The following is a 23,468-nucleotide window of genomic DNA, read 5'->3' as shown; positions in this document are numbered from 1 at the left end:
GATCGCCATGGATCGCCAACAACCCGGGAACACCGGCCCGACCTCCGGACTGATTATCGGTCTGGCCGGAATGGCCAGAAACTTCTTCTCTCTGCTGCTGTGCCGGATCGAACTTGCGGCGATCGAATTGGCCGAGGTCCGCTCCAACTTGTTGAAGCTGATGGCAGTTGCGGTCGTGGGTGCCATTGCGGCATTTTTTGCACTGGTGTTCTGGACCGGGTTGCTGGTGGCGCTGACTTGGGATGCCCTCGGCTGGAAAATTCTGCTGATCATCGCTGCCGCATTTACTGCCGTTGCGATCGGAGTTCTGATTTACGCCCAGTCGATGCTCAAAAACGGGCAATTGTCCTTGCCGGCCACGCTCGCCGAGCTGCGCAATGACCGCGACGCATTGTTGTGATGTTAGCCTCGATGCGTCGCCGACACTACCGGAGCTGTCATGACCAATGAACTCAATACCGGCGAAGAACTGACGCTTGCCCAACGCAAGGAAGTACTGATACGGCAGGGTGCCAATTACCGCGCGGGAGTGCACGTGTCTATTGCCTTGATCGGTAAAAATCTGCAAACCGATACGCTGGCCCGCAGCATCGTCAGCCAGCTGACCGGAACTGCCTATGCTGCCGTGGGCAACCTGTTGCGCGTCAAAAGCGCCAACCTGCAAACGCTGCTGCCGATTGTTGTCAGCGGGCTGTCGTTTGCGATGAAAGCAAAGTTGCTGCGACCAATCCTGCGCACGTCCGTGATTGTCGGCGGGTTCGGTGCCGCCGCTTATTTTCTGTTTCGTAACAAGAAAAAAAGCGTGAACGACCTTCCGATGTAAGCAGCGTTACGCCGTCGTTGTACGGTACATGCAAAAAAAAATGCCGACGCAATGTCGGCATTTTTCATGGATGCGCGCTGGTTATTTTGCAGCGGCGACCATGTAATCAACAGCTGCCTTGACTTCCTCATCCGTGGCGGTGGAACCGCCCTTGGCTGGCATCACGCCGGCCTTGCCCTGATAACCCTTGATGGCATGGTCATACAGAGTAGGGGAGCCTTGCTTGATGCGATCTGCCCATGCCGTCTTGTCACCAAACTTCGGTGAACCGGCGATGCCGGCGGTGTGGCAGGCCATACAGACACTGTCGTACAACTTCTTGCCGGCATCTGCGGCGAGTTTGACTGGTGCGGCAGGCGCTGCCGGTGTTGCCATTGCTGCTGGAGCGGCCATTGCTGCCGGCGCTGCAGCCGGTGCTGTGTCAGCGGCCGGTGCTGCAGCAGGTGCTGCCTTGACTTCCGGCTCCTTGAATTTGCCGCCGGCCTGATTGGCCATGAAGACCACTGCGCGGGCCACTTCAACCTCGTCCAGATCCGGATTGCCACCTTTGGCTGGCATGCCACGAATGCCCATGACAGCGTGCGACACGAGCGTCTCGTAGCCTTGGGCAATACGTGCCGACCAGGCAGTCACGTCACCCGTCTTTGGCGAACCCGCTACACCTGCGGCATGACAAGCCATGCAGACTGCCTTGTAGACGGCTTCGCCAGTCTGGAGGACTTTCGGTGCATTGATGTCTTTTAACGTGAAGCCTTCGTCGGCAACCGGCTTCAGGCGCGCCGTGATGGCCATGGGGGTTTGTGCATCGGCACCTGCGCCGACCTTGTCGCCGCTGGCGACGTATTGTGCCAATAGGACAATACCGATGATCGGTACGATAAAGCCGGCAACGACGGCTGCAATGAGTTGCTTTGGTGTTTTGATGCCGGTTTCGTGGTCGTCGTGTGAATCGCTCATGTTTCCCTCAGTGCAAATGTCGAAGCCGGTAGGCGGTCATGCCCGCACAGCAAGGTGCAGGATGTCGCAAAAGTTCCCGATTATAGATGGTTTGGTTTAGGTTTGGAACGCGCATGCATGCCTATCCATGGACGCAACTGAAGAAAAACGGTATCCTTCACGCCTCTTCAGTGTTCATCACATGCGGCTGTAGCTCAGTGGATAGAGTATTGGCCTCCGAAGCCAAGGGTCGCTGGTTCGATTCCAGCCAGCCGCACCAGTAGCATCAGTAGCACCAATGACTTGGCCCGACCTTTCTGGTTGGGCTTTTTGTTTTGGTCGGTCTGTGTCGGTGTCAAGATTTACTTGGATCGATCCGTTTTTCATGCTGGCAATTCTTGAGTGTCCGGGCCACCGCCTGATGCCTCGACGCGCACTGGGGAATGTTGTTGTTCAGATCGAGCGATGAATGCCTTCCACCCTCTTAAAAAAGCGCGGCATAGTCGTGCAAGTCCATGGCTAGATACCCCTTGGCGGCAGCTTGCTTGCGGTCTCCCGAACTGAACGCCGGCGAAAAAAGCACCATTTCTTTTTTCCACTCCAGCAAATGCCGATGCTGTTTAGCGGCAAAAAATCCCGCAACGTGCTTTTCAAACGCCGCAACAGTCGCGTTGGTGTGCGCTTCGGCCGCATGTTTGCATGACCCGAACCGTATCCGCTTGTTCGTTTCGTCCAGCGCGACCACGTCGATTTCGATACTGAGGCTGGTGTCCTTGGGGCGGTTCCAATAGCCCAGCTGCAGGCTCGACAGTTCGAAGTCTCCCTTGCCTTTGCGCGAACATTCCTGATGCAGCTTTCGGATCAGTTTCTCGAAAGCGAAGCCTTCCAGCGTCGCCAGCCGCGGCCGGGCCAGCTCCAGCGATTTCTCGATCGGTTTCATGCGCGCGGCCTCCCGGGCGGGCTTGGCCACTGCCAGCCAGGCTTGCAGGAAATTGTCGGCAACGTAGTAACGTGCGTTACGGCTCTTGCCATCCGAAAAAACGGGATTGAGCTTGGCAACCATCTCGTAGTTGGTAACCAGCTTCGTCAGGTACGCGCTGGTTTGTGTTTTTTCCTCCGGTCCCCCGGTGCCTGCCAGCAGCTCACCGTTGCTGCAGCCGGCATGATCGGCCAGGAAGGTCAGCATGGACAGTAAGCGCCCGCGTAGCTCCCGCAGAAACCAGGTGTCGGCTTCTTCCGACAACGGGCTTGCGCTACGCAGGAACATCCTCGTCAGCAATTCGTCGGCAAACTTGTCGGGTGCAACCTGATACAGGTCCTGGTCGAAAGCGTCGTGATAGAACTTTGGCACGCCTTCGAAGTAGGTCCAGAGGGTGAGCCATTGCGAGGGTGCCTGCACGTCCTGGCTACGAAAGATGTCCAGAAGGTCTTCGAAATCCCAATGGTCCAATTTCATGCGCTGAGTGAGTCGCCCGTAAAGCGGCGCTCCCTTGTCTTCGAGAAGCTGATTCATGTCGGCGTGCAACGAGCCCAGCACGAACAAACCACCATGCTTGATGTTTGCGTCGCGTAGCTTGTCGACCTCGGCCTGTAAAAAGGAGTTGAAACTTTTCAACGCTGTTCGGGTGAAGTATTGGAACTCGTCAATGACAACCACGACACCAGCACGGCAAAGTTCGCCAATGGCCCGTGCCATGGACGGAAAATCCACTACTGTCGACCTTAATTTCCGTGCCAGATCGTGCTCGCAATCCGTCAATGCGCGCGCGAAAGTAGCCACCACGTCGCGTTCGTCCGAGTCAGGGACCTGCATGTACAGCACGCTTTTTGAGAGAGGTACATCGCCTCTGGTGAGTTGCGAGAGCAACGATGTTTTACCAATCCGGCGCCGTCCTTCAATACGACAAAAGAACCACCGCCCCGCATTGACAATGCGATTCAGCTCCGAAAGTGGCTCGGTCCGTCCATAAAATTTCCATTCAGCCATAAAACCTCGCAAGATAATTAAAATTATCTTATAGAATAGACGGTCTCAAGACAATGATTTCATTGCTATTTTTCGTTGTCATCTCAAGGAAAAAACTGTGCGGCGCCAAGCTAGCATTTGTATTCCCAAAGCCCGCGCTCCGGATGTCGGCAACATGGTGGCGCGGTCCAGAAAGATGCCGAAATTGGAGTCTCTCGGGAAAAGCTGACTGCAGCCAGCCTCAGCTCCGGCGCAAACGCAATCGGATGGTGCATTCGGCCCCTATGTGTCATTGGACAGGACGCGATATCGTCCAGCCAAACGTCCACGTTTTCCGGGAGCGCGGAACCTGTCGTCGCCTTGACTGGCGGCGATTTTTTGTTAGCGCTCATGCCGGGCCTTTTTTCGCCGTCGACAGTGCTCGTCGCGTCATTCGGCGTCTTGCAGCCGTCGACCCACCGGGTCCTCCGCAGCCAGTAGCGCGAGGTTCTTTTCGAGACCAAGTACAGCCATTAAGCGCAGATAGGTGCCCATCGTCACTTGCGGTCGCACGCGCCATCTGTGCTTGCACAACCCGCAGGCGCCAATTCGTGCGCAGGCAACCGCACCCCGTGCCACCGAAAAATCGATGCGTCATGGCGAACAACCTGTCCATGATTTATCACCACCGAGAGTTGCGTCGGCCAGAGCGAATAACTAGTGCACAATAAAAAGATGATAAATGCCAATGCGAGTCCTGCAGTTCCCCCACACCGCCAACGCGGCGGAGTCCGAAATTCAGTACGGGCTGGCGGCCAATGAGCACCCCCGGTGCCAACGTCCTGATCGTCGGCACAAACGACATTGAATGCGAGGCGGTATCTGCCATCCTGCAGCCCGATGCGTACGGCCTGCTGATCGCAGAAAGCATCGAGTCAGCCCGCACCGCCATCGCGCGACACGATCCCGAACTGATCGTGCTCGATCTGACGGGCAACGCATACAAGGGACGTGCACTGGTGCGCACACTCAAGCGGGATACGGCAACGGCGCATGTCCCCGTCGTGGTGCTGCATGCCAATGCCGCACGCCGGGCCCGACTGGCTGCGCTCGCAGCGGGAGCCGCCGATGTCATCACGCACATCGACGCTGCCGCACTGCGGCTGCGTGTACGCAATCTGTTGCGTCTGGCGGGCAGCACCGGACGGTCTCAACCCGGGCGGCTCGGCTTGCAACTGGCTGACGGTGCCATCGAAGTGGCGATCATCGATTCCTTACCTGCCAACATAGGCCTGATCGACCGCGATGGAATGCTCGTGTCGGTCAACGAAGCATGGCGCCGTTTCGCCAATCAGAATGGCATGCCACGCGCCAGCCGATATGGTGTCGGCAGCAATTACCTGGGTATTGTCGAACCGGACGCGCATGCGCCACAACACCACGATGACACTCTTGCCACCGGCATCCGCGCTGTCTTGCGCGGCGACGCGGGGCATTTTTCGCTGGAATATCCTTGCCATACACCGGACCGGCAGCGCTGGTTCATGATGACCGTGTCACCCCTGGGCGATGGACCGGAAGGCGCGCTGGTGATGCATGTGGACGTGACCCAGCTGTACCTGACAAAGCAGTCCCTGCGCGAGAGCAATATGCAGTTCGCGCAGATGGCGGCCAGTATTCGGGATATCTTTTTTCTCGTCGATATCGCTAGCGGACGCGTGCTGTATGTCAGCCCGGCCTATGACGACATTGTCGGCAGGCCTGGCGCGGAACTGGGCACACGTCCCGATGCGTGGCTGGATGCGGTATTGCCGGAACATCGGATACGCGTTGCGGCGGACTATGCCGCGCACCTGAAACATCCGGACCACCCATTCGAATGTGTTTTCGAGATCGTGCGACCCGATCAGAAGGTGCGCTGGCTGTGCTTGAAACTGTTCTGGATACGCGATCAGGATGGCTCGGTGACGCGCATGGCAGGCGTCGCGCAAGACATCACCGACAGCAAGAATGCAGAGCGCAGCCTGCGTGATAGCGAACGCCGTTTCCTTGAATTTCTCAATAACACCAGCATGCTGGCGGTCATGCTCGACCTCGATGCGCAAATCACCTTTTGCAACGATTCCTTGCTCCGACTGATGGGCTTGCAGCGCGAACAAGTCGTCGGCGGCAACTGGTTCGACGTCTTCATGGCATCCGATCCGAACGAAACCAGGAAGCGTTTTCTGGCCCGCCTGGCACAGGGGTCGGGCGAGCTGCGGTATGAGGACGAGATCATCAAGCTGGACGGTGAGCGCCGCGTGGTCTGCTGGAATACCTCGCTGCAACATGATATCGGCGGCGCCGTCATCGGCATGGCCAGTATTGGCGAAGACATCACCGAGCAAAAAAAATCCGCGCTGAAAATTCTCGCGCTGAATGCCAATCTGGAAAAAATGTCCAGCCAGTTGCTCCATGCGCAGGAGCAGGAGCGCATCGGCCTGGCGCGTGAGCTGCATGACGAGCTCGGCCAGCACCTGGCCCTGTTGAAAATCGAACTGCACCATTTGCGCGGTTTCCTGCACGACACCGCCGCGTTGATGCATTGGCAAAAAATCGATGCCGCGGTGCTGACCCTGATTGCGCAAATTCGGGTCATCTCGGTGTCGCTGCGGCCACCCGTGCTCGACTATCTGGGGCTGGAGTCTTCTCTGCGGCAGCTACTGGAACGCCAGTTTGCCATCGGCGACTGCCGTTATGTCTTCGAATATGCGGGACTGCCTGCGCGGCTCGCGCTGCCGATCGAAATTGCGATCTACCGTATCGTGCAGGAAAGCACGACCAATATTGTTCGCCATGCCCACGCCACCTGCGTGGTGGTGGAATTGAACGGCGGCGAAACCGGGCGCGAACTCGAACTGCTGGTGCGCGACAACGGTATCGGTTTTGACCAAGAGGCCACGGCACAGGAAGTGCATGCCGATGGCAGCGGCAATGGCTTGCGTGGAATGGAGGAGCGCGTGAAGTTGCTGGGCGGACGATTCGACGTGGTGTCGTCATCCAGCAGTGGCACGCGTATCGCCGTCTCGTTTTTACTGGGGGCGTCATGAAGAAAAAAACCACCATACTCCTCGTCGATGACCACGTTCTCGTGCGCGCGGGCATCCGCAGCCTGATCGATCAACTTGGCGATTTCTCTGTCGTGGCCGAAGCCTCCGATCCGGCCGCCGCGATGGAAGCGATAGCCCTCTCAGTGCCCGACATCGTGTTGACCGACATCGCCATGGGCCCGTACAGTGGACTGGACCTGGTGCGTGATCTGAAGCTGCAGTATCCGCAGGTAGCCACGATGATCCTGAGCATGCACGCTTCCGAGGAGATGGTGGCCGAGGCCCTGCGCCACGGTGCCTCGGCCTACCTGCTGAAAGAATCCGCGCCTGCCGAGCTCGACATTGCCCTGAACGCCGTGGTGCGCCATGAGACCTACTTAAGTCCGGCGGTATCGACCAGGATGATCGAGCGTTTCATACGCGCGCCGTCCGCTGAAGCGAGCAGCTTTCCTGCCCTGACGGCGCGTCAGTCGCAAATCCTCAAAATGATCGTGATGCGCAAAGGCACCAAGGAAATCGCCTTCGAACTTGATCTGAGCGAGAAGACCGTGGCCGCCCATCGCTCACAACTGATGGAGCGGCTCGGCGTGCGCGACGTGGTCAGCCTGGTGCTGCTGGCCGTCAAGCATAACTTCGACAAGTAGTTCCTCGCTGCCGGCACTGGTTGCACCACGCAATATTGCGCGCTGCTGTCGGTCAGACAACTCCGAGAAATTCCCCTGTATTCGCCGGGAATATCTCTCGGTTCTCAAAAGCAATATAAAACGATACTGGGACGTATCTGAGCGCTGCGCACGTTGCGCTGCGCGTCAGGTCGCTTCGGCAGTCAGTCTCTTGCCCAGAGAAGAATCAATTGAACAGCCTGTTCCAGTATTTTTCGTCCGACAACTACATGCCGCATGGGCACTGCTACCTGTGGGAGCCCATGCTGCTCTGGCTGCACGTCGGCTCGGATGCGCTGATCGCGGCGGCTTATTTTACGATTCCGCTAACGCTGATTGCGTTTGTGCGGTGCCGGAAAGACCTGCAGTTTCATTGGATGTTCCTGTGTTTCGCCGTGTTCATCCTTGCTTGCGGTACCAGCCATCTGATGGAAATATGGACCGTCTGGCATCCGGACTACTGGCTGTCCGGTGCCATCAAGGCAGTGACTGCCCTGGCATCGATTCCGACCGCTTTTTTGCTGATGAAGCTGGTACCGCTTGCGCTGGCATTGCCCAGTCCGGCAGCGCTGGCGGCCAGCAATGAAGAGCTGCGCCGGGAAATCGACGACCGGATTCGCGCAGAAAACATGCTCAGCCAAAAGAACCTCGAACTGAATAATCTGAACGAGGAACTCAAAGCCTTCAGCTATTCCGTTTCGCACGATTTGCGCGGGCCGCTGCGCAGCATGGATGGTTTTTCGCTGGCGCTGCTTGAAGACCATGCCAACCAACTTGATACCGACGGGCAGGATGCCTTGCAGCGCATCCGCATGGCCAGCCAGCGCATGGGAAAACTGATCGATGATTTGCTGCGCCTGTCGGAAGTGGGGCGGGCGGAATTGCACGGAACGCAAGTCGACCTGAGTCAGCTATGCACGGCAATCGCCGCGTCGCTGGTGGCGGAGCAGCCGCAGCGTCAGGTGGCGTGGGTGATCCAGCCGAATGTCTTCATGCACGGCGACCGCGCCCTGCTGCAGATCATGCTGCAAAACCTGCTCGAAAACGCCTGGAAATTCACCAGCAAGACCGTCGCCGCCGAGATCCGGTTTGGCGCGACCATGCAGCAAGGAAGGACCGTCTATTTTGTGGCCGACAATGGTGCCGGTTTTGATCCCGGCCACATGGAAAAGATCTTCGATGCATTCCAGCGCCTGCATTCGGTCACCGACTTCCCCGGCACGGGGATAGGGCTCGCACTGGTGCACCGGATCATACGGCGCCACGGCGCCGAGATATGGGCCACTGCCGAGGTCGGCTGCGGTGCCACTTTCCATTTCGGCGTGCAGCCGGGTCAGCAGGATCACTATGCCAAACCGCACTGACGCCCCGCTGCTGCTGGTCGAAGACAACCCCGACGACCTCGCGCTAAGCCTGCGCGCCTTCCGGCTGGCCGGGCTGGTCAATCCGATCGTCGTGGCACGCGACGGCATCGACGCGCTGGAGCAGTTGGCCATGCATCGCGGGCCTGACCTGCCCGTGCTGGTGGTGCTCGACCTGAAAATGCCTCGTCTCGACGGTATTGGCGTGCTCAAGGCGATTCGCGCCGACCCGCGAACCTGCCTGATTCCGGTGCTGATATTGACATCCTCGGTACTGAGCGACGATATCCGTGCCTGCTACGGCGTGGGAGCCAACAGTTATCTGGTCAAGCCCATCGATTTTGCCGAATTTGCCAGCACGGTAGCCCTCATGACGCAGTACTGGTTGCACTGCAACGCACTCCCTCCGCCGGCGGAGCTGGTCTGATGTCGCGACTGAACGTCTTGCTGGTCGAGGATTGCGAAGACGACGCACTGCTGATCTTGCGTGCCCTGCGCCAGGGCGGATTCGAGGTTACTTCGCAGCGGGTACAGGAGGTTGCCGCTCTGGCGGAGGCGCTGGCACAGCCGTGGGATGTTGTCTTGTCGGATTTTTCCATACTCGGCTTTAGTGGGATGGACGCGCTGTTGCTGTGCCGGTCGCTGCAGAGCGATGTCCCGTTCATTCTGGTGTCCGGAACGGTAGGCGAAGAAATGGCCGTCGCCGTCATGAAAGCAGGAGCCAACGACTATGTCATGAAGCATAGTTTGACCCGTCTGGCACCGGCAGTAAGACGCGAACTCGACGATACGGCGCGACGTGCCAGCCTGCGGCGCACCGAACTGGCCCTCATCGACAGCGAGAAACGGTTTCATGCCTTCATGGATGCAGGACCTTTTGTGGCGTCGATCAAGGATCAGGATTGCCGCTACATGTACATGAACAAGGGCTGGGAAAGCACCTATGGTGCCGATGGGGCGGACTGGATCGGGCGACTCGACACCTTGTCCGCGGCCCAATTACAGACTGTTTCTTTAGTCAGCGATCAGGACATCGTTGCCAGTGGTCGCGCCCACGAAACGATACAGTCGTTCCCCTTGTCCGGCTCCGCTGTGTCGTACCGGAAGACGATTCGTTTCCCGTTCATCGGCTCGGCAGGGCACTGCCTGCTAGGCGAAATATCGACCGACGTGACGGCCCTGAAGCAATCCGAAGAGACGATCCGCAGGCTGGCTTTTCTCGATCCGCTAACCGCGCTGCCGAACCGGCGGCTGATGCACGACCGGCTTGGTCATGCGTTGGCACTGGCGCACCGCAGCAAGCAGCATGGCGCCTTGCTGTTCCTCGATCTGGATAACTTCAAGACGATTAACGACACCCATGGCCACGATGCGGGCGATCAGATTCTCAAGCTGGTTGCAGCGCGACTGTGCGCCGGCATGCGGATTCAGGATACCGTTGCGCGCACCGGCGGCGACGAGTTCGTCATCATTCTCGAAAAGCTCAGTGGAGATGCCGATATTGCCGCGCGCGAGGTCGATGCCATCGGCAACGACATCCTGTGCCTGACCAGCGCGCCCTACGAACACGATGGCGTTGCGTACCGCATCTCGGCGAGTATCGGCGTCGTCCTGTTCTGCGGCACCGAACATTCGTCGGACGAACTGATGAAGCGTGCCGACATTGCCTTGTACAGCGCCAAGGCGGCAGGGCGCAATGTGCAGATGATTTTCGATCCGGTCATGCAGGCGCGGGTTGCCTTGCGTAACGCGCAGGAAGAAGACTTGCGACTTGCGTTGGAGCGGCAGCACTTCGTTCTGCACTATCAACCCCAGGTGGATGACACCGGGACCCTGACCGGGTTCGAAGCACTGCTGCGGATGCAGCATCCAGGCAAGAATGTGGTGATGCCTGACGCCTTCATCGGACTAGCTGAAGAGACGGGGCTGATTGTCGAACTGGGTTACTGGACGCTGAGAACGGCGTGCGAGCAGTTGTACCAATGGTCAAAGTTGCCGGCCACTGCGCTGCTAACCGTGTCGGTCAATGTCAGCGCCCGCCAGTTCAGCGATGAGGCGTTGGTCGAGCGCGTGTTGGCCATCGTCCAGCAAAGTACCATCGATCCGGCCCGACTGATTCTTGAGTTGACCGAAAGCATGATGCTTGACCAGGTCGACAGCACCGTCGTCAAGATGCGCGCGCTGCGACGCAGTGGCATTCGGTTTTCTCTGGATGATTTCGGTATCGGCTTTTCTTCCCTGTCGTACTTGAAACGGTTGCCGTTACACGAAATCAAAATCGACCGCGAATTTGTCAACAACATTACCCATGACGCGAACGATGCCGTCATCGTCTGCGCCATCATCGCCCTGGCCCAGGGATTCGGCCTGTCGGTCATTGCCGAGGGGGTGGAAACGGTCGAGCAACAGGTGTTTCTGGAGAGCCGGGGCTGCCACCGGTTTCAGGGATATCTGTTCGGGCGTCCCGTGCCGCTCCCCTTGATCGATTTGTCGACACTGACACCTGAAAAAAGCGCGGTCACATTGATGTGAAAAAACCATGAACGAGCAAGCATGCTGGCGGTTCCTGTGACGGTGGCCGCCGGTATTTTTACAGGATTCTTCCTCAACCGAAATTTTTACCAACCTAACGGATCACGACCATGGGTCACTTCACCATCAGAGCAAGACTGCTGTTTTCATATGGTTTGCTCGCCTTTATTTTTCTGCTTTTTTCCGTCCTGTTTCTAACGTCGCTGCAAGCGGCGAATGCGCACTTCGAAAGTTACGTCAACGGTATTGCCGCACGCCAGAATATGGCACACGGTGTGCGGGAAGCGGTGGACCTGCGTGCCATCGCGGCGCGCAATCTGGTGCTGGTCACGACGGCGCAGGACACGGCTATTGAAAAGGCCGTGGTACTCAAAGCCCACGAGGATGTGACCGCGAATCTGGCCAGATTGCAAAAACTGGTAGACGCCAAGGATGCCTCCAGCGAGGCCCGCACCTTCGTCGCCGGTATCGCGAAAATTGAAGCGGCGTACTCCCCGGTGGCCTTGCGGATCGTTGAACTGGCACTCAACAAGCAGACCGATGAAGCCATTGCCATGATGAACCAGCAATGCCGACCATTGTTGGCCGCCCTGGTCAAAATCACCCGGGACTATTCGGACTGGAACGACATTCGTAGCGCTGAGGTGGTGGCGCAGGCCGGTGCCGATTTCACGCAGCGCCGCACGATTGTTCTGGCCGCCTGTCTGGCGGTGCTCGCGCTGGTGATCTTGGCCGGCGTGTTCATCACACGTTCGATCCTCCTGCCGATCGCGCAGGCGGTCAGCATCGCGCAGACGGTCGCCGAGGGAAATCTGAGTTCGTCGATCAACACCTCGGCACGTGACGAAACCGGCAAATTGCTCAGGGCATTGAGCGAGATGCAGGACAGCCTCGTCAGGGTGGTCAAAAAAGTGCGCGACGGCAGCGAGTCCGTGGCATCGGCCAGCATTCAGATCGCACAAGGCAATATGGATTTGAGCGGACGCACCGAATCTCAGGCGAGTGCTCTGGAACAAACGGCGGCATCGATGGAAGAATTGAACGCGACCGTAAAGCAGAACGCCGAGAATGCGCTGCAGGCCAACCAGCTTGCCAGGCGTGCTGCGGATGTGGCGGTGGATGGCGGCCAGGTCGTGTCGCAAGCGGTGGTGACGATGAAGCAGATCAGCGATTCGAGCAAAAAAATTGCCGACATCATCGGCGTCATCGATGGCATCGCTTTTCAGACCAATATCCTCGCCTTGAATGCGGCTGTTGAGGCAGCACGGGCCGGCGAACAGGGGCGCGGTTTTGCGGTGGTGGCGACCGAAGTGCGCAATCTGGCGCAGCGCTCAGCCGCAGCCGCCAAAGAAATCAAGATCCTGATTACTGACAGCGTCGACCGGGTCGATCAGGGTACCGCGCTGGTGGGCAAGGCGGGCAGCACGATGGATGACGTGGTCGGTGCGATCCGGCGCGTCACCGACATCATGGCCGAAATCAGCGCTGCCAGCGCCGAACAAAGCACCGGCGTTGCACAGGTCAGCGACGCAGTCAATTCCATGGATGAAAACACCCAGCAAAACGCCGCGATGGTGGAGCAAATGGCAGCCGCGGCAACCGGATTGAACACGCAGGCCAATGAACTGGTCGACGCGGTCGCGGTATTCAATCTCGGCCAGCGGGTTGGGCCGGTTGAGCAGGCGGTGCGGGTGGTGCAGATGACGCAACCGGCGCGGCTGCAAGCGACGGTAACACCGCGCAAATCACCCGCCTTGCGCGTGACTGCTCAGGCAAAAATTCCGGCACGGACGATGCCGGTGCGTTATGTCAGTACCCTGGAATCCAGCTAGCCAGATAGCCATCACACAGGCGGTGCCAGACATGCCGTCCGGTGGTTGCGGACTGTCCACATGGCGCATGGATTGATACGCACACCTGCCGACGATGATCTGGTCAAGCCATGCGCTTCCGGTTGCCGTCGATGGCATTGTTGATGATCGTCAGCGTGCCCGGCTTGATGCCGACCCCCTTTGCCTGCGTGGCGAACGTTCCTGCCACGGTAGTGATGCGCGCCATCGTCTGGCGTGCCCATGCATCAGGGAGATCGACCGCTGTCGCCAGCGCCAGCAGCTGGTTATGCCCCGGGTATCGACCTTCACCGCTAATCGTCATCTGGTGCGCACCACCAACGCCGACGTTGTACGTCCGGTCGTAGCACGGCGCCAGCTGCCACTGCATCGATGCATTCATCACGTAGCCGACGTTCCTGGTGTGGTCATCGCGGTTGTTGAAGACGACATTGAACACGCATCGCTCGAACGCCTTCTTCACCTGACGCTCGTCCCTGGTCAGCGTTCTTGTCGCTCTCAGGAACACCGCGTAGTCCCGTGTCGGCAAGCGGAAATTGTCGTCGAGCAGCCCTGCCAGGCGCAACATTGGCACTCGCATGCCGCGTTGACGATCAAAGCGCTCGATCCCGAAGCCGGCCAGCGTCGGGGTCGGGTCGAAGTACTTCGTGGCGGGCATGTCCAGGTCGCACTTCCGGGCCATGGTGGCGTAAAGCATCTCGATGGCACAGACTTCCTTCGCTTCACCCTGCGCCTGAAATTTGACCAGCCATGCCGCGCCTGGCGCTGCCCGGTCGGTGCTGACCTGCCCTGTGGCAGTGTCGTACTGAACCAGAACTTTCGGCCGCGCGCCGTGGGGCGAACCACCGGTGAGCGCCAGCTGCTCAAGGGTGGTCGTATCCTTGCCGGCCAGGACCGCCTGTGCACCCTCCGCCAGCACGCCCAACTCGATATACTTATTTTTCGTTTTTTTCGCGGCGCGTGAGTTTCCGAGTCTGGCTATTGTTTTCCTCGGACAACGCACTGGTTTTGTTTGCTGGAAGGCATGATTTTTTCCGGGCATCGCGGCAGGGGCAAAGTGAGCAGAAATCGCTGGTGCGCGGATACGGCATGTACGATCACTCGAAGAGGTAATGTTTGGATTTTGTAGCTATATTTAACCAAGGAGCTAATTTCGTCAAAAAAATCAAACGCCCACTTGGTATGTTTGCTTAATGTCTTAAAATTTAACCATGACGCTAAATTCCAGGAATTCCTTGCTCAAACCCCTCTTGCAGCGCTTGCCGCACGGGCGCCCGTTCGGTCTGCCTGAGCTTGCCGAGCATGGCATCTCCCCGGTTTTGGCCGCCAAGTACGCCAGGAGTGGGTGGCTGGTGCGTTTGGAGCACGGGACCTATGGTTACCCGAATGACGCATTGCAGCTTGACGAATGTCTGCTGTATTTGCAGAAGCGCAGTCCCGGCTTGCATGTTGGCGGGAAAGCCGCCCTGTCATGGCAGGGGATACGCCATAACATGAGTTCCCGGAGCACGATCCATTTGTGGGGAACGCGGCGATTCAAACTACCCGAGTGGTTTTTTTCGCGTTTCCCCGTGCGATATCACCAGCGCGACCTGTTCGACCTTAAGCAACTACAGTCACTACTTCCTGACGAAGGCATGGTTCGACTGGCGGACCACGCCGACGGCGTGTGTGTTTCTGGCCGCGAGCGAGCGTTAATAGAGGTCTTGAACGAGGTTGGCGTGACGCAGGACATTGAGGAGGCAACACATTTATTCGAATCATTTACCAGCATGCGATTGGACGTGGTCGGTGCTCTGCTAACGGCATCCACCCGGATCAAAACCGTTCGGCTGTTTCTCCAACTGGCAGAGCAATCAAACGCCATCGATGTCATTGCCCTTCGCGAACGCTTCACCCTGAAACTCGGAAGCAACGCGCGATGGACCCGCCGCCTTCAGGATGGCTCCCTCCTCACCATAAAATAATCATGCTCGACGCTTTTTACATCAATACGGTGCGATTGTTGTTGGATGTAATTCCAGATGTGTTCGTCGATGGGCAATTTGCCATCAATCTGTTTGTCCGGGAGGCTCCGCGGTTGTCGGTCGATATCGATCTTGTCTATTTGAACGGCACCGAGCCAAGGGAGGTCGCGTTAGCCACGATAGCAAAAGCGCTTCAAGATATCGCGAGCAGGTTAGAAGCCCGAGGACTGAAGGCGAGGCAGGTTCGATCGGGAAACGAGCCTGAATCAAAACTGCTGGTCATGGAGGGGCACGAGGGACTTACCTTGAAAATTGAGGTGAATACCGTGTTCAGAGGCACTGTTCTGCCAGTCATTGCGCGCAAGTCTGTTTCGGCGGCGGTCGTGGAGAAGTTCGGAATTCAAGTCACTGCGCCAATTTTTGACCATGATGAGCTGTATGCGAGCAAGCTCGTTGCTGCTCTGGACCGACAGCATCCGCGAGATTTGTTTGACGTTTGACTGCTCTATCAGAACGGTGGTTTGACGCCGGCAATGGTCGATTGCTTTGTGGTCTACTTGGCAGGTCACAATCGCCCAACGCATGAAATTTTGGGCGGTAATGACCTGGATCTGCGACAAACCTACGAAAACCAGTTCATCGGTATGACAGAAGCGGAGCCGCCTTCGACGCGATCTCCTCGAACTGTTGTCAGGCAATCACCGACCTTTTCTGATCAGCTTGGCGAACGCTACACCGGACTGGACTCTCCTGCCGAATCCGGAGGTTCAAAACCTGCCCGCCTTGCGATGGAAATTAGTGCATCTCGTCAAATTCAAGAAGACCCAGGCTCAAAAGAGCGCATCCCAAGTCGCCGCCCTGGAAGCAATTCTGTTTGCAACGACGGCTGCAGGCTGAAAAGAGGACGATTACCGCAGCAGCGCACAAACTTCAAGCGCATCCCTCACAGGCTGGGCTTTTTGTTTTTTACGGCTATCGCAACGCCGGCGCGATGTGATTAGTCCATATTCCGGTTACGTCATTCCTGCGACCTGATTCGGCGAACCATCGCATTCCCTTTCACGGGTGACAAAGCCGTCTGTAATCGCTCAATGGTTCATTCGCTCATGCAAGCGACTGGCGTGCACCGATCCGCAGGCAGGCTGATACGGCCCAGTCATCACGTCCGGCACGATTCGCCGCGGTGTGGCAAAGTTCAACGCGGTTTGCCAATATCGCGGCCCGCTGCCCCCGAATACTCTCTTGCCGGAACCCCGTATGAAAATGCAAAAAAAATCCGACCTGCCCACCAGAATCTGCGTCCGTTGCGGCCTGCCGTTCACCTGGCGCAAAAAATGGGAACGCGTCTGGGATGAGGTCAAGTACTGTTCCGAGCGCTGCCGTCGCACCAGGGACGGTGCCGCATGAGTACCGTGATTTACTGGTTTCGCAATGACCTGCGTCTGCTCGACAACCCCGCCTTCACGCAGGCTTGCCAGGCTGGCACACGGCTTCTGCCCGTGTATTGCCATGATCCCGCCGGCGACACGGTGACGCCGTGGGGTTTCGCCCGTACCGGTGCGCATCGCCGGCATTTTCTGGCGGCGACGCTGGCTGATCTGGCGGCGCAACTGACTGCGCGTGGCAGCACATTGCTGGAGCTCGATGGTCGTCCGCAGGAGGTCTTGTCCGCGCTGGCGCAGCGTCTTGGCGCAACCCGGATCGTCTGCGAGTACATCGCCGCGCCCGAAGAACAAGCCGAGGCCGCGGCCTTGCGTGCCGCTGGCCTGAACGTTGACACCGTGTGGCAGTCCAGCCTGCTCGATCCGAGCGATCTGCCATTTACCACGAACCGCCTGCCCGACATGTTCACGACATTTCGCAATGCGGTCGAAAAGGCCGCGGTGCTGCCGCCCGCAGTGGTACCGATACCGGCAGTCATTCCAGCGTTGCCGGACCTGCAGGAGCCAGTGCGCATTCGCTCCGTGCTTGCGCCCGTCGAGGCCGATGCGCGCTCTGCATTTCCGTATCAATCCTCCGCCTGCGCGGGTGGTGCCACCGCTGCACTGGCCCATCTCGACCAGTATTTCAACGGCCAGTTAGCGCACACTTACAAGCAAACCCGCAACGGGCTCATCGGTCTCGACTACTCCAGCAAGTTCTCGCCATGGCTGGCCAGTGGCGCCCTGTCGGCGCGCTCTGCCTATGCGGCACTCAAGGAATTCGAAGCCGAACAGGGTGCCAACGACAGCACCTACTGGCTCTGGTTCGAGTTGCTGTGGCGGGATTACTTTCGCTTCCTGCACCTGAAGTACGGCCGCAAGCTATATCGGGCCAACGGTCTGGCCGATCCCGACCTGGCCGCGCCAACCCATCATCCCGCGATGTTTGCGCGCTGGTGCCGTGGTGCCACCGGCGAGGCGATCGTCGACGCCGGCATGCGCGAACTGGCGGCGACCGGCTATCTCTCGAACCGGCTGCGCCAGATCGTCGCCAGTTATCTGATCCACGATCTGGGCGGTGACTGGCGCGCCGGCGCAGCCTGGTTCGAGGCGCAACTGGTGGATTACGACGTCACCAGTAACCAGGGCAACTGGCTGTATCTGGCCGGACGCGGTACCGATCCGCGTGGCGGGCGGCGCTTCAATCCACAAAAGCAGGCGCAGGATTACGATGCCGATGGCGCTTATCGGGCCTTGTGGAGCGCGTAGCCAGTTGGCGGGTTCACGTCAGGAAAACGCGGTGGGTGCAGATTTTGCTTATTGCTAACACCGAGTGCAAACAGTAAATACTGCTGCACCGGCCGGGTGCAAACCTGCCGGATGTCGCATCTGCGCATACACTGTTGCCCGGGGTAGTTGTTCCATCGCTGCGTTGCCGCGAGGACCGATCCGCCTCCCGCCCATTATCGAAAGGTTCCACCATGGCGATTCGAGTCGCACTGCACCACAAGACCAGTTATCGCTACGACCGACTCGTCAGCCTGTCGCCGCACGAAGTTCGGTTGCGTCCTGCCGCGCATGCTCGCACGCCGATCCTGTCGTATTCGCTCAATATCCTGCCGGAACAGCACTTCCTGAACTGGCAGCAAGACCCGTACGGCAACTACATCGCGCGCGTGGTCTTTCCGGAACGCACCGACACGCTGTCATTCACGGTCGATCTGGTGGCCGACATGACGGTCATCAATCCGTTCGACTTCTTCGTTGAAACCTACGCCGAAACCTTTCCCTTCAAGTACACCGACCAACTGACCTTCGAGCTGGGCGCGTATCTGAAAGTCGATGACGCCGGTCCGTTGTTGCTGGCCTGGGTAGCATCCGCCCGCCAGGCACTGGCCACGGGCAGCGTCGGCATTGCCGATTTCCTGGTCGCGCTGAACCAGCGCCTGCAACGCGATATCGGGTATCTGGTGCGCATGGAGCCAGGCGTGCAACTGCCCGAAGACACGCTCTCGCTGCGCTCGGGTTCCTGTCGCGACAGTGGCTGGCTGCTGGTGCAGATCCTGCGCCACCTCGGTCTGGCTGCCCGCTTTGTCTCCGGTTACCTGATCCAGCTGACTGCCGACGTGAAGTCGCTCGATGGCCCCAGCGGCACCACGGTGGATTTCACTGACCTGCATGCCTGGGCCGAAGTCTATGTGCCGGGTGCCGGCTGGATCGGGCTCGATCCGACCTCCGGCATGCTGACCGGTGAAGGCCACATTCCGCTGGCCTGCACCGCCGTGCCGTCCTCGGCCGCGCCGGTCACCGGACTGGCCGATTGGGCCAATGTCGAGTTCGAACATGTGATGACGATCACCCGCATCCACGAAGATCCGCGTGTCACCAAACCCTACAGCGAAGCCGACTGGCAGCGCATCGACAAGCTCGGCGCCAAGGTCGATGCCGACCTCAAAAAGCAGGACGTGCGCCTGACGCAAGGGGGTGAGCCGACCTTCGTCTCGATCGACGACATGGACGGGCCCGAATGGAACACGCTGGCGCATGGCGACCACAAGCGCGCACTGGCCGGCGAATTGTCACTGCGCCTGAAAAAGCAGTTTGCCCCCGGCGGCATGCTGCATTTCGGCCAGGGCAAGTGGTATCCGGGCGAGCCATTGCCGCGCTGGGCACTGAACCTGTTCTGGCGCATCGATGGCCAGCCGATCTGGCGCAACCAGGCCCTGTTCGCCACCGAAGACCACGACGACGGCTACACCGCAGCGCAGGCAGAGGCCTTCGCGCGGGCGCTGGCCGAGCGCCTCGCGCTGCATCCGGCAGCACTCATCCCGGCCTACGAAGACGTCTGGCAGCAAGCCCAGTTCGAGCAGCGTCTGCCCGAGAATCTGGACCCGCTGAAGGCAGACCTGAAAGCGCCCGAAGGCCGGCGTCGGCTGGCCCGTTTGCTCGAAGATGGCCTCGGCGAAATCGTCGGTTATGTGCTGCCGCTGGCACCGGCCAAGCCGACCGGCCGCAAACCACGCGGCAAGGCGCTGAGCGTCGGCACGGCGGCCTGGCTGACCAGCAAATGGCCGCTCAAGCGCGAACATCTGTACCTGATTGGTGGCGAATCGCCACTCGGCCTGCGCCTGCCGCTCGACACCTTGCCGTGGGAATTGCCCGACGAGATGGAGCCGGAATTCGATGTCGATCCGTTTGAACAACGCGCCGACCTCGATGCGGCAGCCACCGTCGATCACGCCGCCGCCAGGGTCAAGCCGAAAGACAAACCGCTGCCACGCGAAGTCATTCACACCGCGCTGTGCGTGCAGGTACGGACTGGTCGACTGCATGTGTTCATGCCGCCGGTCAAGCGCATTGAAGACTATCTGGCGCTGGTCGCCATCGTCGAAGACACCGCCGCCCAGCTCGACCTGCGGCTCTGGCTGGAAGGCTACACGCCGCCACGCGACCCGCGCGTCAAAATGCTCAGCGTCACGCCGGACCCGGGCGTGATCGAAGTCAACATCGACCCGTCATCGAGCTGGAAAGAGCTGGTTCACAAGACCACGGTGCTGTACGCCGAAGCGCGTCAGAGCCGCCTCGGCACCGAGAAGTTCATGCTCGATGGCCGACACACCGGCACCGGCGGCGGCAACCATGCCACGCTGGGCGGCGCCACCGTCGAAGACAGCCCGATGCTGCGCCGTCCCGACGTCCTGAAAAGCCTGATCACCTACTGGCAAAACCATCCGGCGCTGTCGTACCTGTTCTCCGGCACCTTCATCGGACCGACCAGCCAGGCACCGCGCGTCGATGAAGCGCGTGACGATAACCTGTACGAACTGGCCATCGCATTCCAGCAAATGGACAAGGTCCTGCCGGCCACCGAAGAGAGCGAGCGGCCGTGGCTGGTCGACCGCTTGCTGCGCAATTTGCTGGTCGATCTGACTGGCAACACGCACCGTTCCGAATTCTCGATCGACAAGCTGTATTCCCCCGATGGCCCGACCGGGCGACTCGGGCTGGTCGAATTTCGCGCCTTCGAAATGCCGCCGCACGAACGCATGAGCCTGCTGCAAATGCTGTTGCTGCGTGCGCTGGTGGCGCGTTTCTGGCGCGCGCCGTATCAGGGCAAGCTGATCCACTGGGGCACGCAGTTGCATGACCGCTGGATGCTGCCGCACTTTGTGGCGCAGGATATTCGCGACGTCGTGCAGGATTTGCGCGCGTCCGGGTACGCTTTTGAAGAGCGCTGGTTCGACCCGTTTGTGGAATTCCGATTTCCGCGTTACGGCACGGTCGCGTACCACGGCATCGAACTCGAACTGCGGCAAGCGATCGAGCCATGGAACGTGCTCGGCGAAGAAGTCAGCAGCGGCAGTACCGCGCGCTATGTCGATTCGTCGGTCGAGCGCATGCAGTTGCGCGTGCGCGGCATGGTCGATGGCCGCCACGTGGTCACCTGCAACGGGCGACCGTTGCCGTTGTCCGCGACCGGCGTGCCGGGTGAATATGTCGCCGGTATCCGTTTTCGGGCGTGGAGTCCGTGGTCGGCGTTGCATCCGTCGATCGGCGTGCAGGCGCCGCTGGTGTTCGACCTGGTCGACACCTGGAGCGGCCGCGCCATTGGCGGTTGCCAGTATCACGTGGTGCATCCGGGCGGACGCAACTATGAAGGCTTCCCGGTCAATGGCAACGAAGCCGAAGCGCGCCGCTTTGCACGCTTCGTCGGCCATGGCCACACGCCAGGCCCGATGACGGTCACGCCGGAGCCGCTCAATCCGGCGTTTCCGTTCACGCTGGATTTGCGCTGGCAGTTGTAATCGGCAAGGCTGGCGGAAACCCGGTTGGGCGCAATCTGATTGTGTCCAACCGATTTTTTTGCAGGAGATAAACGCCAGGATGTTCTGCCGCAGTGCGCCACTCTTCACTAAATTTTTCCCTTTTTGGAACCATTCCCCGGCGCCTGTCACTCATCGCGCAATGGTCGACACTCGTCGACTTTTTTGTTGCGCTGCCCGGACTTCCCGGAGGCAGGCAATGACTTTCATCGGGGATACCAGCCATGGCGAGAAATCGCGTACGACGCAATGCAGCAAACAATCCGGTATCTGCCGACAATCCGCCCGCCGGCCAGCAACCGGCACGTGATGCGCCGCGACCACCGGCCCAGACTCAGGCCCAGGCACGAGCACGACGTGCCCGCAGGCGTCAGGAAGAGCGCAGTGCCAGGGAGCGGATCACCCGTCCCGCCGATCCTGTTGTGGCCGTGCCAGCGCCGCAGGCAGGCGGCATGTCACCGAGAATGGTGGCATTTCACCTGTCGGTCATGGCGACGCTCTGGTTCTGTCACGAGCAGATTCTGGAGTGGGCCCTGCAAGGTCCGTCAGACCCGCGCTTGCGGCGACGTGCGGTCCCGGTAGCGCATGACGTTCCCGACTGCGGACCCGGGTCGTGTACCGAACGTTTCGTTGCCGACGGCACATATGCCAACGCCGTGTCTGCGCTGGTCGATACCACGCTGCACCACTTCGTGAGCGCCAACGGCGCGCATCTGGGGCCGGACCCTTCCGTGCAGATGTCTTACGAAACGCCGCGGTACCTGCATGACGCGGTGGGCAGCGCCCGATCCGGCAGCGGGAAAATCCGCCTGTCGATCGAGAATGTCGTCAAGCAGGCGCGTTTCATCAGTTCTGGCAATGCCGATGCCGCACTGATGCAGAGCGTGTATCACGAATGCACGCACGCGCTGGGTTCTGCTGCTTTCGTCAAGTCGGCGCGTCGCCTCGGCGTGAAGATGGTGAAGGCCGATCCGTATCTGCGTCGTTCCGGTAATCCTCAACGCAATGACGTCGTGATGGAAGCCCTGACGGCGGCGTTGGAAAATGTGCCGGGGATAACCGGTCGAACCTATTCCAGCGAATGGACCGGTCTGATGGTGGATCGGCGGCGACGGCCGGTCAGCTGGCGGCAATTCGGTGTGCATCTTGTCGATCAACTCGGGGAGGCGACGATTAAAAAGGCGGTGTTCAGCAACGATGCGGTGGCGGTGCGTGCGCTGGAGGGCTATATCGATGAATTGATTCGGACGCAACCGCGCAAGGTGCTGGTGCTGCCTGTCGTTTAGTGGGGGGGCTGCCTGGTAGTCAGTCACCTGCCGTTATCGTGTACGTTACCGAACCGTAGGTTGAGGCCGGAAAACGCAACATGCGTCAGGCTGCTTTGCGGGGCGCCACGACGCGCGGGCTGCGGTCTGCGGTAGCTAAAACGGGTTGTGCTCTGTGGAGCCAAGCCGGGTGCGGCCCGGCAGCCGGTTCTCTGCGCGGCGGCGTTGCGGCTTTGGGTCGTAGGTTGGGCTGCGAAGCCCAACATGCGTCAGGTTGCTTTGCGGGTCGCGGCGACGCGGGGGCTGCGGGCTGCGTTCTGCGGTAGCTAAAACGGGTTGCGCTCCGTGGAGGCAAGCCGGGTGCGGCCCGGCAGCCGCTCACTTTTTTTGCTTCGCCAAATAAAGTAAGCAAAAAAAGGCGACCGCTAGACCGCTGCCCTGCGGGTTCCCAAAAACCGGGTACGGCAAGAGGGAAGCCCGCAAACTCGCTACGCTCAGACAGTGCGGGCTTCTTATCCTCTTGCCGTACCCGGTTTTTGGCAGCGATCTTTTTATGCGGAATTCAACGTCAAGACCAAGCCCAGCCTTGGAACCAGCGAGATGGTCGTGCTCGCTTTGCGCGAGAAAACTTCCTCATCGTGATCGACATCGACTTCATAACCAACATCAAAACCAACATCAAAACCAACATCAAAACCAACGTCAAAACCAACGTCAAAACCAAAACCAAAACCAAAACCTACAAGGCTTTTACAAGCCATCTTTCTCGCGCAAAGCGAGCCTGGCCATCAATC

19 protein-coding genes and 1 tRNA gene are annotated in these 23,468 nt (G+C 59.3%); 16 read left to right on the top strand and 4 right to left on the bottom strand.

The window, feature by feature from the left end; genetic code table 11:
• The first annotated feature begins 7 nt into the window (after nucleotides 1-7).
• The gene (locus tag ABD720_RS07895) at nucleotides 8-400 is read left to right on the top strand and encodes a phage holin family protein (RefSeq protein ID WP_344762726.1); all 393 of its coding nucleotides are present in this window, start codon (nucleotides 8-10) and stop codon (nucleotides 398-400) included.
• A gap of 39 nt (nucleotides 401-439) precedes the next feature.
• Nucleotides 440-823, top strand: a complete 384-nt coding sequence (locus tag ABD720_RS07890) for a hypothetical protein (RefSeq protein WP_344762725.1) — start codon at nucleotides 440-442, stop codon at nucleotides 821-823.
• 81 nt (nucleotides 824-904) lie between these two features.
• Here ABD720_RS07890 and ABD720_RS07885 read toward each other — a convergent pair whose 3' ends face one another.
• The gene (locus ABD720_RS07885; RefSeq protein WP_344762724.1) at nucleotides 905-1,780 is read right to left on the bottom strand and encodes a c-type cytochrome; all 876 of its coding nucleotides are present in this window, start codon (nucleotides 1,778-1,780) and stop codon (nucleotides 905-907) included.
• A 183-nt stretch (nucleotides 1,781-1,963) separates the two neighbouring features.
• Here ABD720_RS07885 and ABD720_RS07880 point away from each other — a divergent pair.
• Nucleotides 1,964-2,039: transfer RNA gene (locus ABD720_RS07880), tRNA-Arg, on the top strand.
• Nucleotides 2,040-2,243: 204 nt separating this feature from the next.
• On the opposite strand, the gene ABD720_RS07875 is transcribed toward ABD720_RS07880, so the two are convergent.
• The gene (locus ABD720_RS07875) at nucleotides 2,244-3,746 is read right to left on the bottom strand and encodes an ATP-binding protein (protein WP_344762723.1); all 1,503 of its coding nucleotides are present in this window, start codon (nucleotides 3,744-3,746) and stop codon (nucleotides 2,244-2,246) included.
• Nucleotides 3,747-4,522: 776 nt separating this feature from the next.
• On the opposite strand from ABD720_RS07875, the gene ABD720_RS07870 reads away from it, so the two are divergent.
• From ABD720_RS07870 to ABD720_RS07845, 6 genes are all read left to right on the top strand, one after another.
• Nucleotides 4,523-6,793, top strand: a complete 2,271-nt coding sequence (locus ABD720_RS07870; protein WP_344762722.1) for a PAS domain S-box protein — start codon at nucleotides 4,523-4,525, stop codon at nucleotides 6,791-6,793.
• The gene (locus ABD720_RS07865) at nucleotides 6,790-7,437 is read left to right on the top strand and encodes a response regulator (RefSeq protein WP_344762721.1); all 648 of its coding nucleotides are present in this window, start codon (nucleotides 6,790-6,792) and stop codon (nucleotides 7,435-7,437) included. Before ABD720_RS07870 ends, ABD720_RS07865 begins: the two co-directional genes overlap by 4 nt.
• 209 nt (nucleotides 7,438-7,646) lie before the next feature.
• On the top strand, nucleotides 7,647-8,819 hold the full coding sequence (locus ABD720_RS07860; protein WP_344762720.1) for a sensor histidine kinase: 1,173 nt from the start codon (nucleotides 7,647-7,649) through the stop codon (nucleotides 8,817-8,819).
• Nucleotides 8,803-9,243, top strand: a complete 441-nt coding sequence (locus ABD720_RS07855) for a response regulator (protein ID WP_344762719.1) — start codon at nucleotides 8,803-8,805, stop codon at nucleotides 9,241-9,243. The genes ABD720_RS07860 and ABD720_RS07855 overlap by 17 nt, the downstream gene beginning before the upstream one ends.
• Entirely contained in the window at nucleotides 9,243-11,348 is a 2,106-nt protein-coding gene (locus ABD720_RS07850) for an EAL domain-containing protein (RefSeq protein WP_344762718.1), read from the top strand. Before ABD720_RS07855 ends, ABD720_RS07850 begins: the two co-directional genes overlap by 1 nt.
• Nucleotides 11,349-11,458: 110 nt before the next feature.
• A complete protein-coding gene (locus ABD720_RS07845) occupies nucleotides 11,459-13,180 on the top strand; it encodes a methyl-accepting chemotaxis protein (RefSeq protein ID WP_344762717.1) in 1,722 nt (573 codons plus the stop codon).
• Between the two features lie 103 nt (nucleotides 13,181-13,283).
• Here the strand turns inward: ABD720_RS07845 and ABD720_RS07840 are convergent, their stop codons facing one another.
• Nucleotides 13,284-14,117, bottom strand: a complete 834-nt coding sequence (locus tag ABD720_RS07840) for a type II toxin-antitoxin system HipA family toxin (protein ID WP_344762716.1) — start codon at nucleotides 14,115-14,117, stop codon at nucleotides 13,284-13,286.
• Between the two features lie 316 nt (nucleotides 14,118-14,433).
• Between ABD720_RS07840 and ABD720_RS07835 the strand changes: the two genes are divergently transcribed.
• From ABD720_RS07835 to ABD720_RS07805, 7 genes are all read left to right on the top strand, one after another.
• On the top strand, nucleotides 14,434-15,165 hold the full coding sequence (locus ABD720_RS07835) for a type IV toxin-antitoxin system AbiEi family antitoxin domain-containing protein (protein ID WP_344762715.1): 732 nt from the start codon (nucleotides 14,434-14,436) through the stop codon (nucleotides 15,163-15,165).
• 2 nt (nucleotides 15,166-15,167) lie between these two features.
• A complete protein-coding gene (locus ABD720_RS19315) occupies nucleotides 15,168-15,665 on the top strand; it encodes a nucleotidyl transferase AbiEii/AbiGii toxin family protein (protein WP_425547941.1) in 498 nt (165 codons plus the stop codon).
• A 33-nt stretch (nucleotides 15,666-15,698) separates the two neighbouring features.
• On the top strand, nucleotides 15,699-16,166 hold the full coding sequence (locus ABD720_RS19310; protein ID WP_425547940.1) for a hypothetical protein: 468 nt from the start codon (nucleotides 15,699-15,701) through the stop codon (nucleotides 16,164-16,166).
• Nucleotides 16,167-16,422: 256 nt separating this feature from the next.
• Nucleotides 16,423-16,572, top strand: coding sequence for a DUF2256 domain-containing protein (locus ABD720_RS07820; protein WP_425547939.1), 150 nt, complete (start codon nucleotides 16,423-16,425; stop codon nucleotides 16,570-16,572).
• On the top strand, nucleotides 16,569-17,855 hold the full coding sequence (locus ABD720_RS07815; protein ID WP_344762713.1) for a DASH family cryptochrome: 1,287 nt from the start codon (nucleotides 16,569-16,571) through the stop codon (nucleotides 17,853-17,855). The genes ABD720_RS07820 and ABD720_RS07815 overlap by 4 nt, the downstream gene beginning before the upstream one ends.
• 212 nt (nucleotides 17,856-18,067) lie before the next feature.
• On the top strand, nucleotides 18,068-21,391 hold the full coding sequence (locus ABD720_RS07810; RefSeq protein ID WP_344762712.1) for a transglutaminase family protein: 3,324 nt from the start codon (nucleotides 18,068-18,070) through the stop codon (nucleotides 21,389-21,391).
• 242 nt (nucleotides 21,392-21,633) lie between these two features.
• The gene (locus tag ABD720_RS07805) at nucleotides 21,634-22,695 is read left to right on the top strand and encodes a hypothetical protein (RefSeq protein WP_344762711.1); all 1,062 of its coding nucleotides are present in this window, start codon (nucleotides 21,634-21,636) and stop codon (nucleotides 22,693-22,695) included.
• A 530-nt stretch (nucleotides 22,696-23,225) separates the two neighbouring features.
• On the opposite strand, the gene ABD720_RS07800 is transcribed toward ABD720_RS07805, so the two are convergent.
• On the bottom strand, nucleotides 23,226-23,435 hold the full coding sequence (locus ABD720_RS07800) for a hypothetical protein (RefSeq protein WP_344762710.1): 210 nt from the start codon (nucleotides 23,433-23,435) through the stop codon (nucleotides 23,226-23,228).
• Between the last annotated feature and the right edge of the window lie 33 nt (nucleotides 23,436-23,468).

Origin of the sequence: Actimicrobium antarcticum, assembly GCF_039536745.1 — a bacterium.
Classification (GTDB): Bacteria; Pseudomonadota; Gammaproteobacteria; order Burkholderiales; family Burkholderiaceae_D; genus Actimicrobium; species Actimicrobium antarcticum.
This window is presented reverse-complemented; position numbering and strand designations above follow the sequence as displayed.

What these genes read in the sequence shown, in the direction of transcription:
- ABD720_RS07895 (WP_344762726.1), top strand. Translation starts at nt 8, where the DNA reads ATGGATCGCCAACAACCCGGGAACACCGGCCCGACCTCCGGACTGATT.
- ABD720_RS07890 (WP_344762725.1), top strand. Translation starts at nt 440, where the DNA reads ATGACCAATGAACTCAATACCGGCGAAGAACTGACGCTTGCCCAACGC.
- ABD720_RS07885 (WP_344762724.1), bottom strand. Translation starts at nt 1,780, where the DNA reads ATGAGCGATTCACACGACGACCACGAAACCGGCATCAAAACACCAAAG.
- ABD720_RS07875 (WP_344762723.1), bottom strand. Translation starts at nt 3,746, where the DNA reads ATGGCTGAATGGAAATTTTATGGACGGACCGAGCCACTTTCGGAGCTG.
- ABD720_RS07870 (WP_344762722.1), top strand. Translation starts at nt 4,523, where the DNA reads ATGAGCACCCCCGGTGCCAACGTCCTGATCGTCGGCACAAACGACATT.
- ABD720_RS07865 (WP_344762721.1), top strand. Translation starts at nt 6,790, where the DNA reads ATGAAGAAAAAAACCACCATACTCCTCGTCGATGACCACGTTCTCGTG.
- ABD720_RS07855 (WP_344762719.1), top strand. Translation starts at nt 8,803, where the DNA reads ATGCCAAACCGCACTGACGCCCCGCTGCTGCTGGTCGAAGACAACCCC.
- ABD720_RS07850 (WP_344762718.1), top strand. Translation starts at nt 9,243, where the DNA reads ATGTCGCGACTGAACGTCTTGCTGGTCGAGGATTGCGAAGACGACGCA.
- ABD720_RS07845 (WP_344762717.1), top strand. Translation starts at nt 11,459, where the DNA reads ATGGGTCACTTCACCATCAGAGCAAGACTGCTGTTTTCATATGGTTTG.
- ABD720_RS19315 (WP_425547941.1), top strand. Translation starts at nt 15,168, where the DNA reads ATGCTCGACGCTTTTTACATCAATACGGTGCGATTGTTGTTGGATGTA.
- ABD720_RS19310 (WP_425547940.1), top strand. Translation starts at nt 15,699, where the DNA reads ATGGTCGATTGCTTTGTGGTCTACTTGGCAGGTCACAATCGCCCAACG.
- ABD720_RS07820 (WP_425547939.1), top strand. Translation starts at nt 16,423, where the DNA reads ATGAAAATGCAAAAAAAATCCGACCTGCCCACCAGAATCTGCGTCCGT.
- ABD720_RS07815 (WP_344762713.1), top strand. Translation starts at nt 16,569, where the DNA reads ATGAGTACCGTGATTTACTGGTTTCGCAATGACCTGCGTCTGCTCGAC.
- ABD720_RS07810 (WP_344762712.1), top strand. Translation starts at nt 18,068, where the DNA reads ATGGCGATTCGAGTCGCACTGCACCACAAGACCAGTTATCGCTACGAC.
- ABD720_RS07805 (WP_344762711.1), top strand. Translation starts at nt 21,634, where the DNA reads ATGGCGAGAAATCGCGTACGACGCAATGCAGCAAACAATCCGGTATCT.
- ABD720_RS07800 (WP_344762710.1), bottom strand. Translation starts at nt 23,435, where the DNA reads ATGGCTTGTAAAAGCCTTGTAGGTTTTGGTTTTGGTTTTGGTTTTGAC.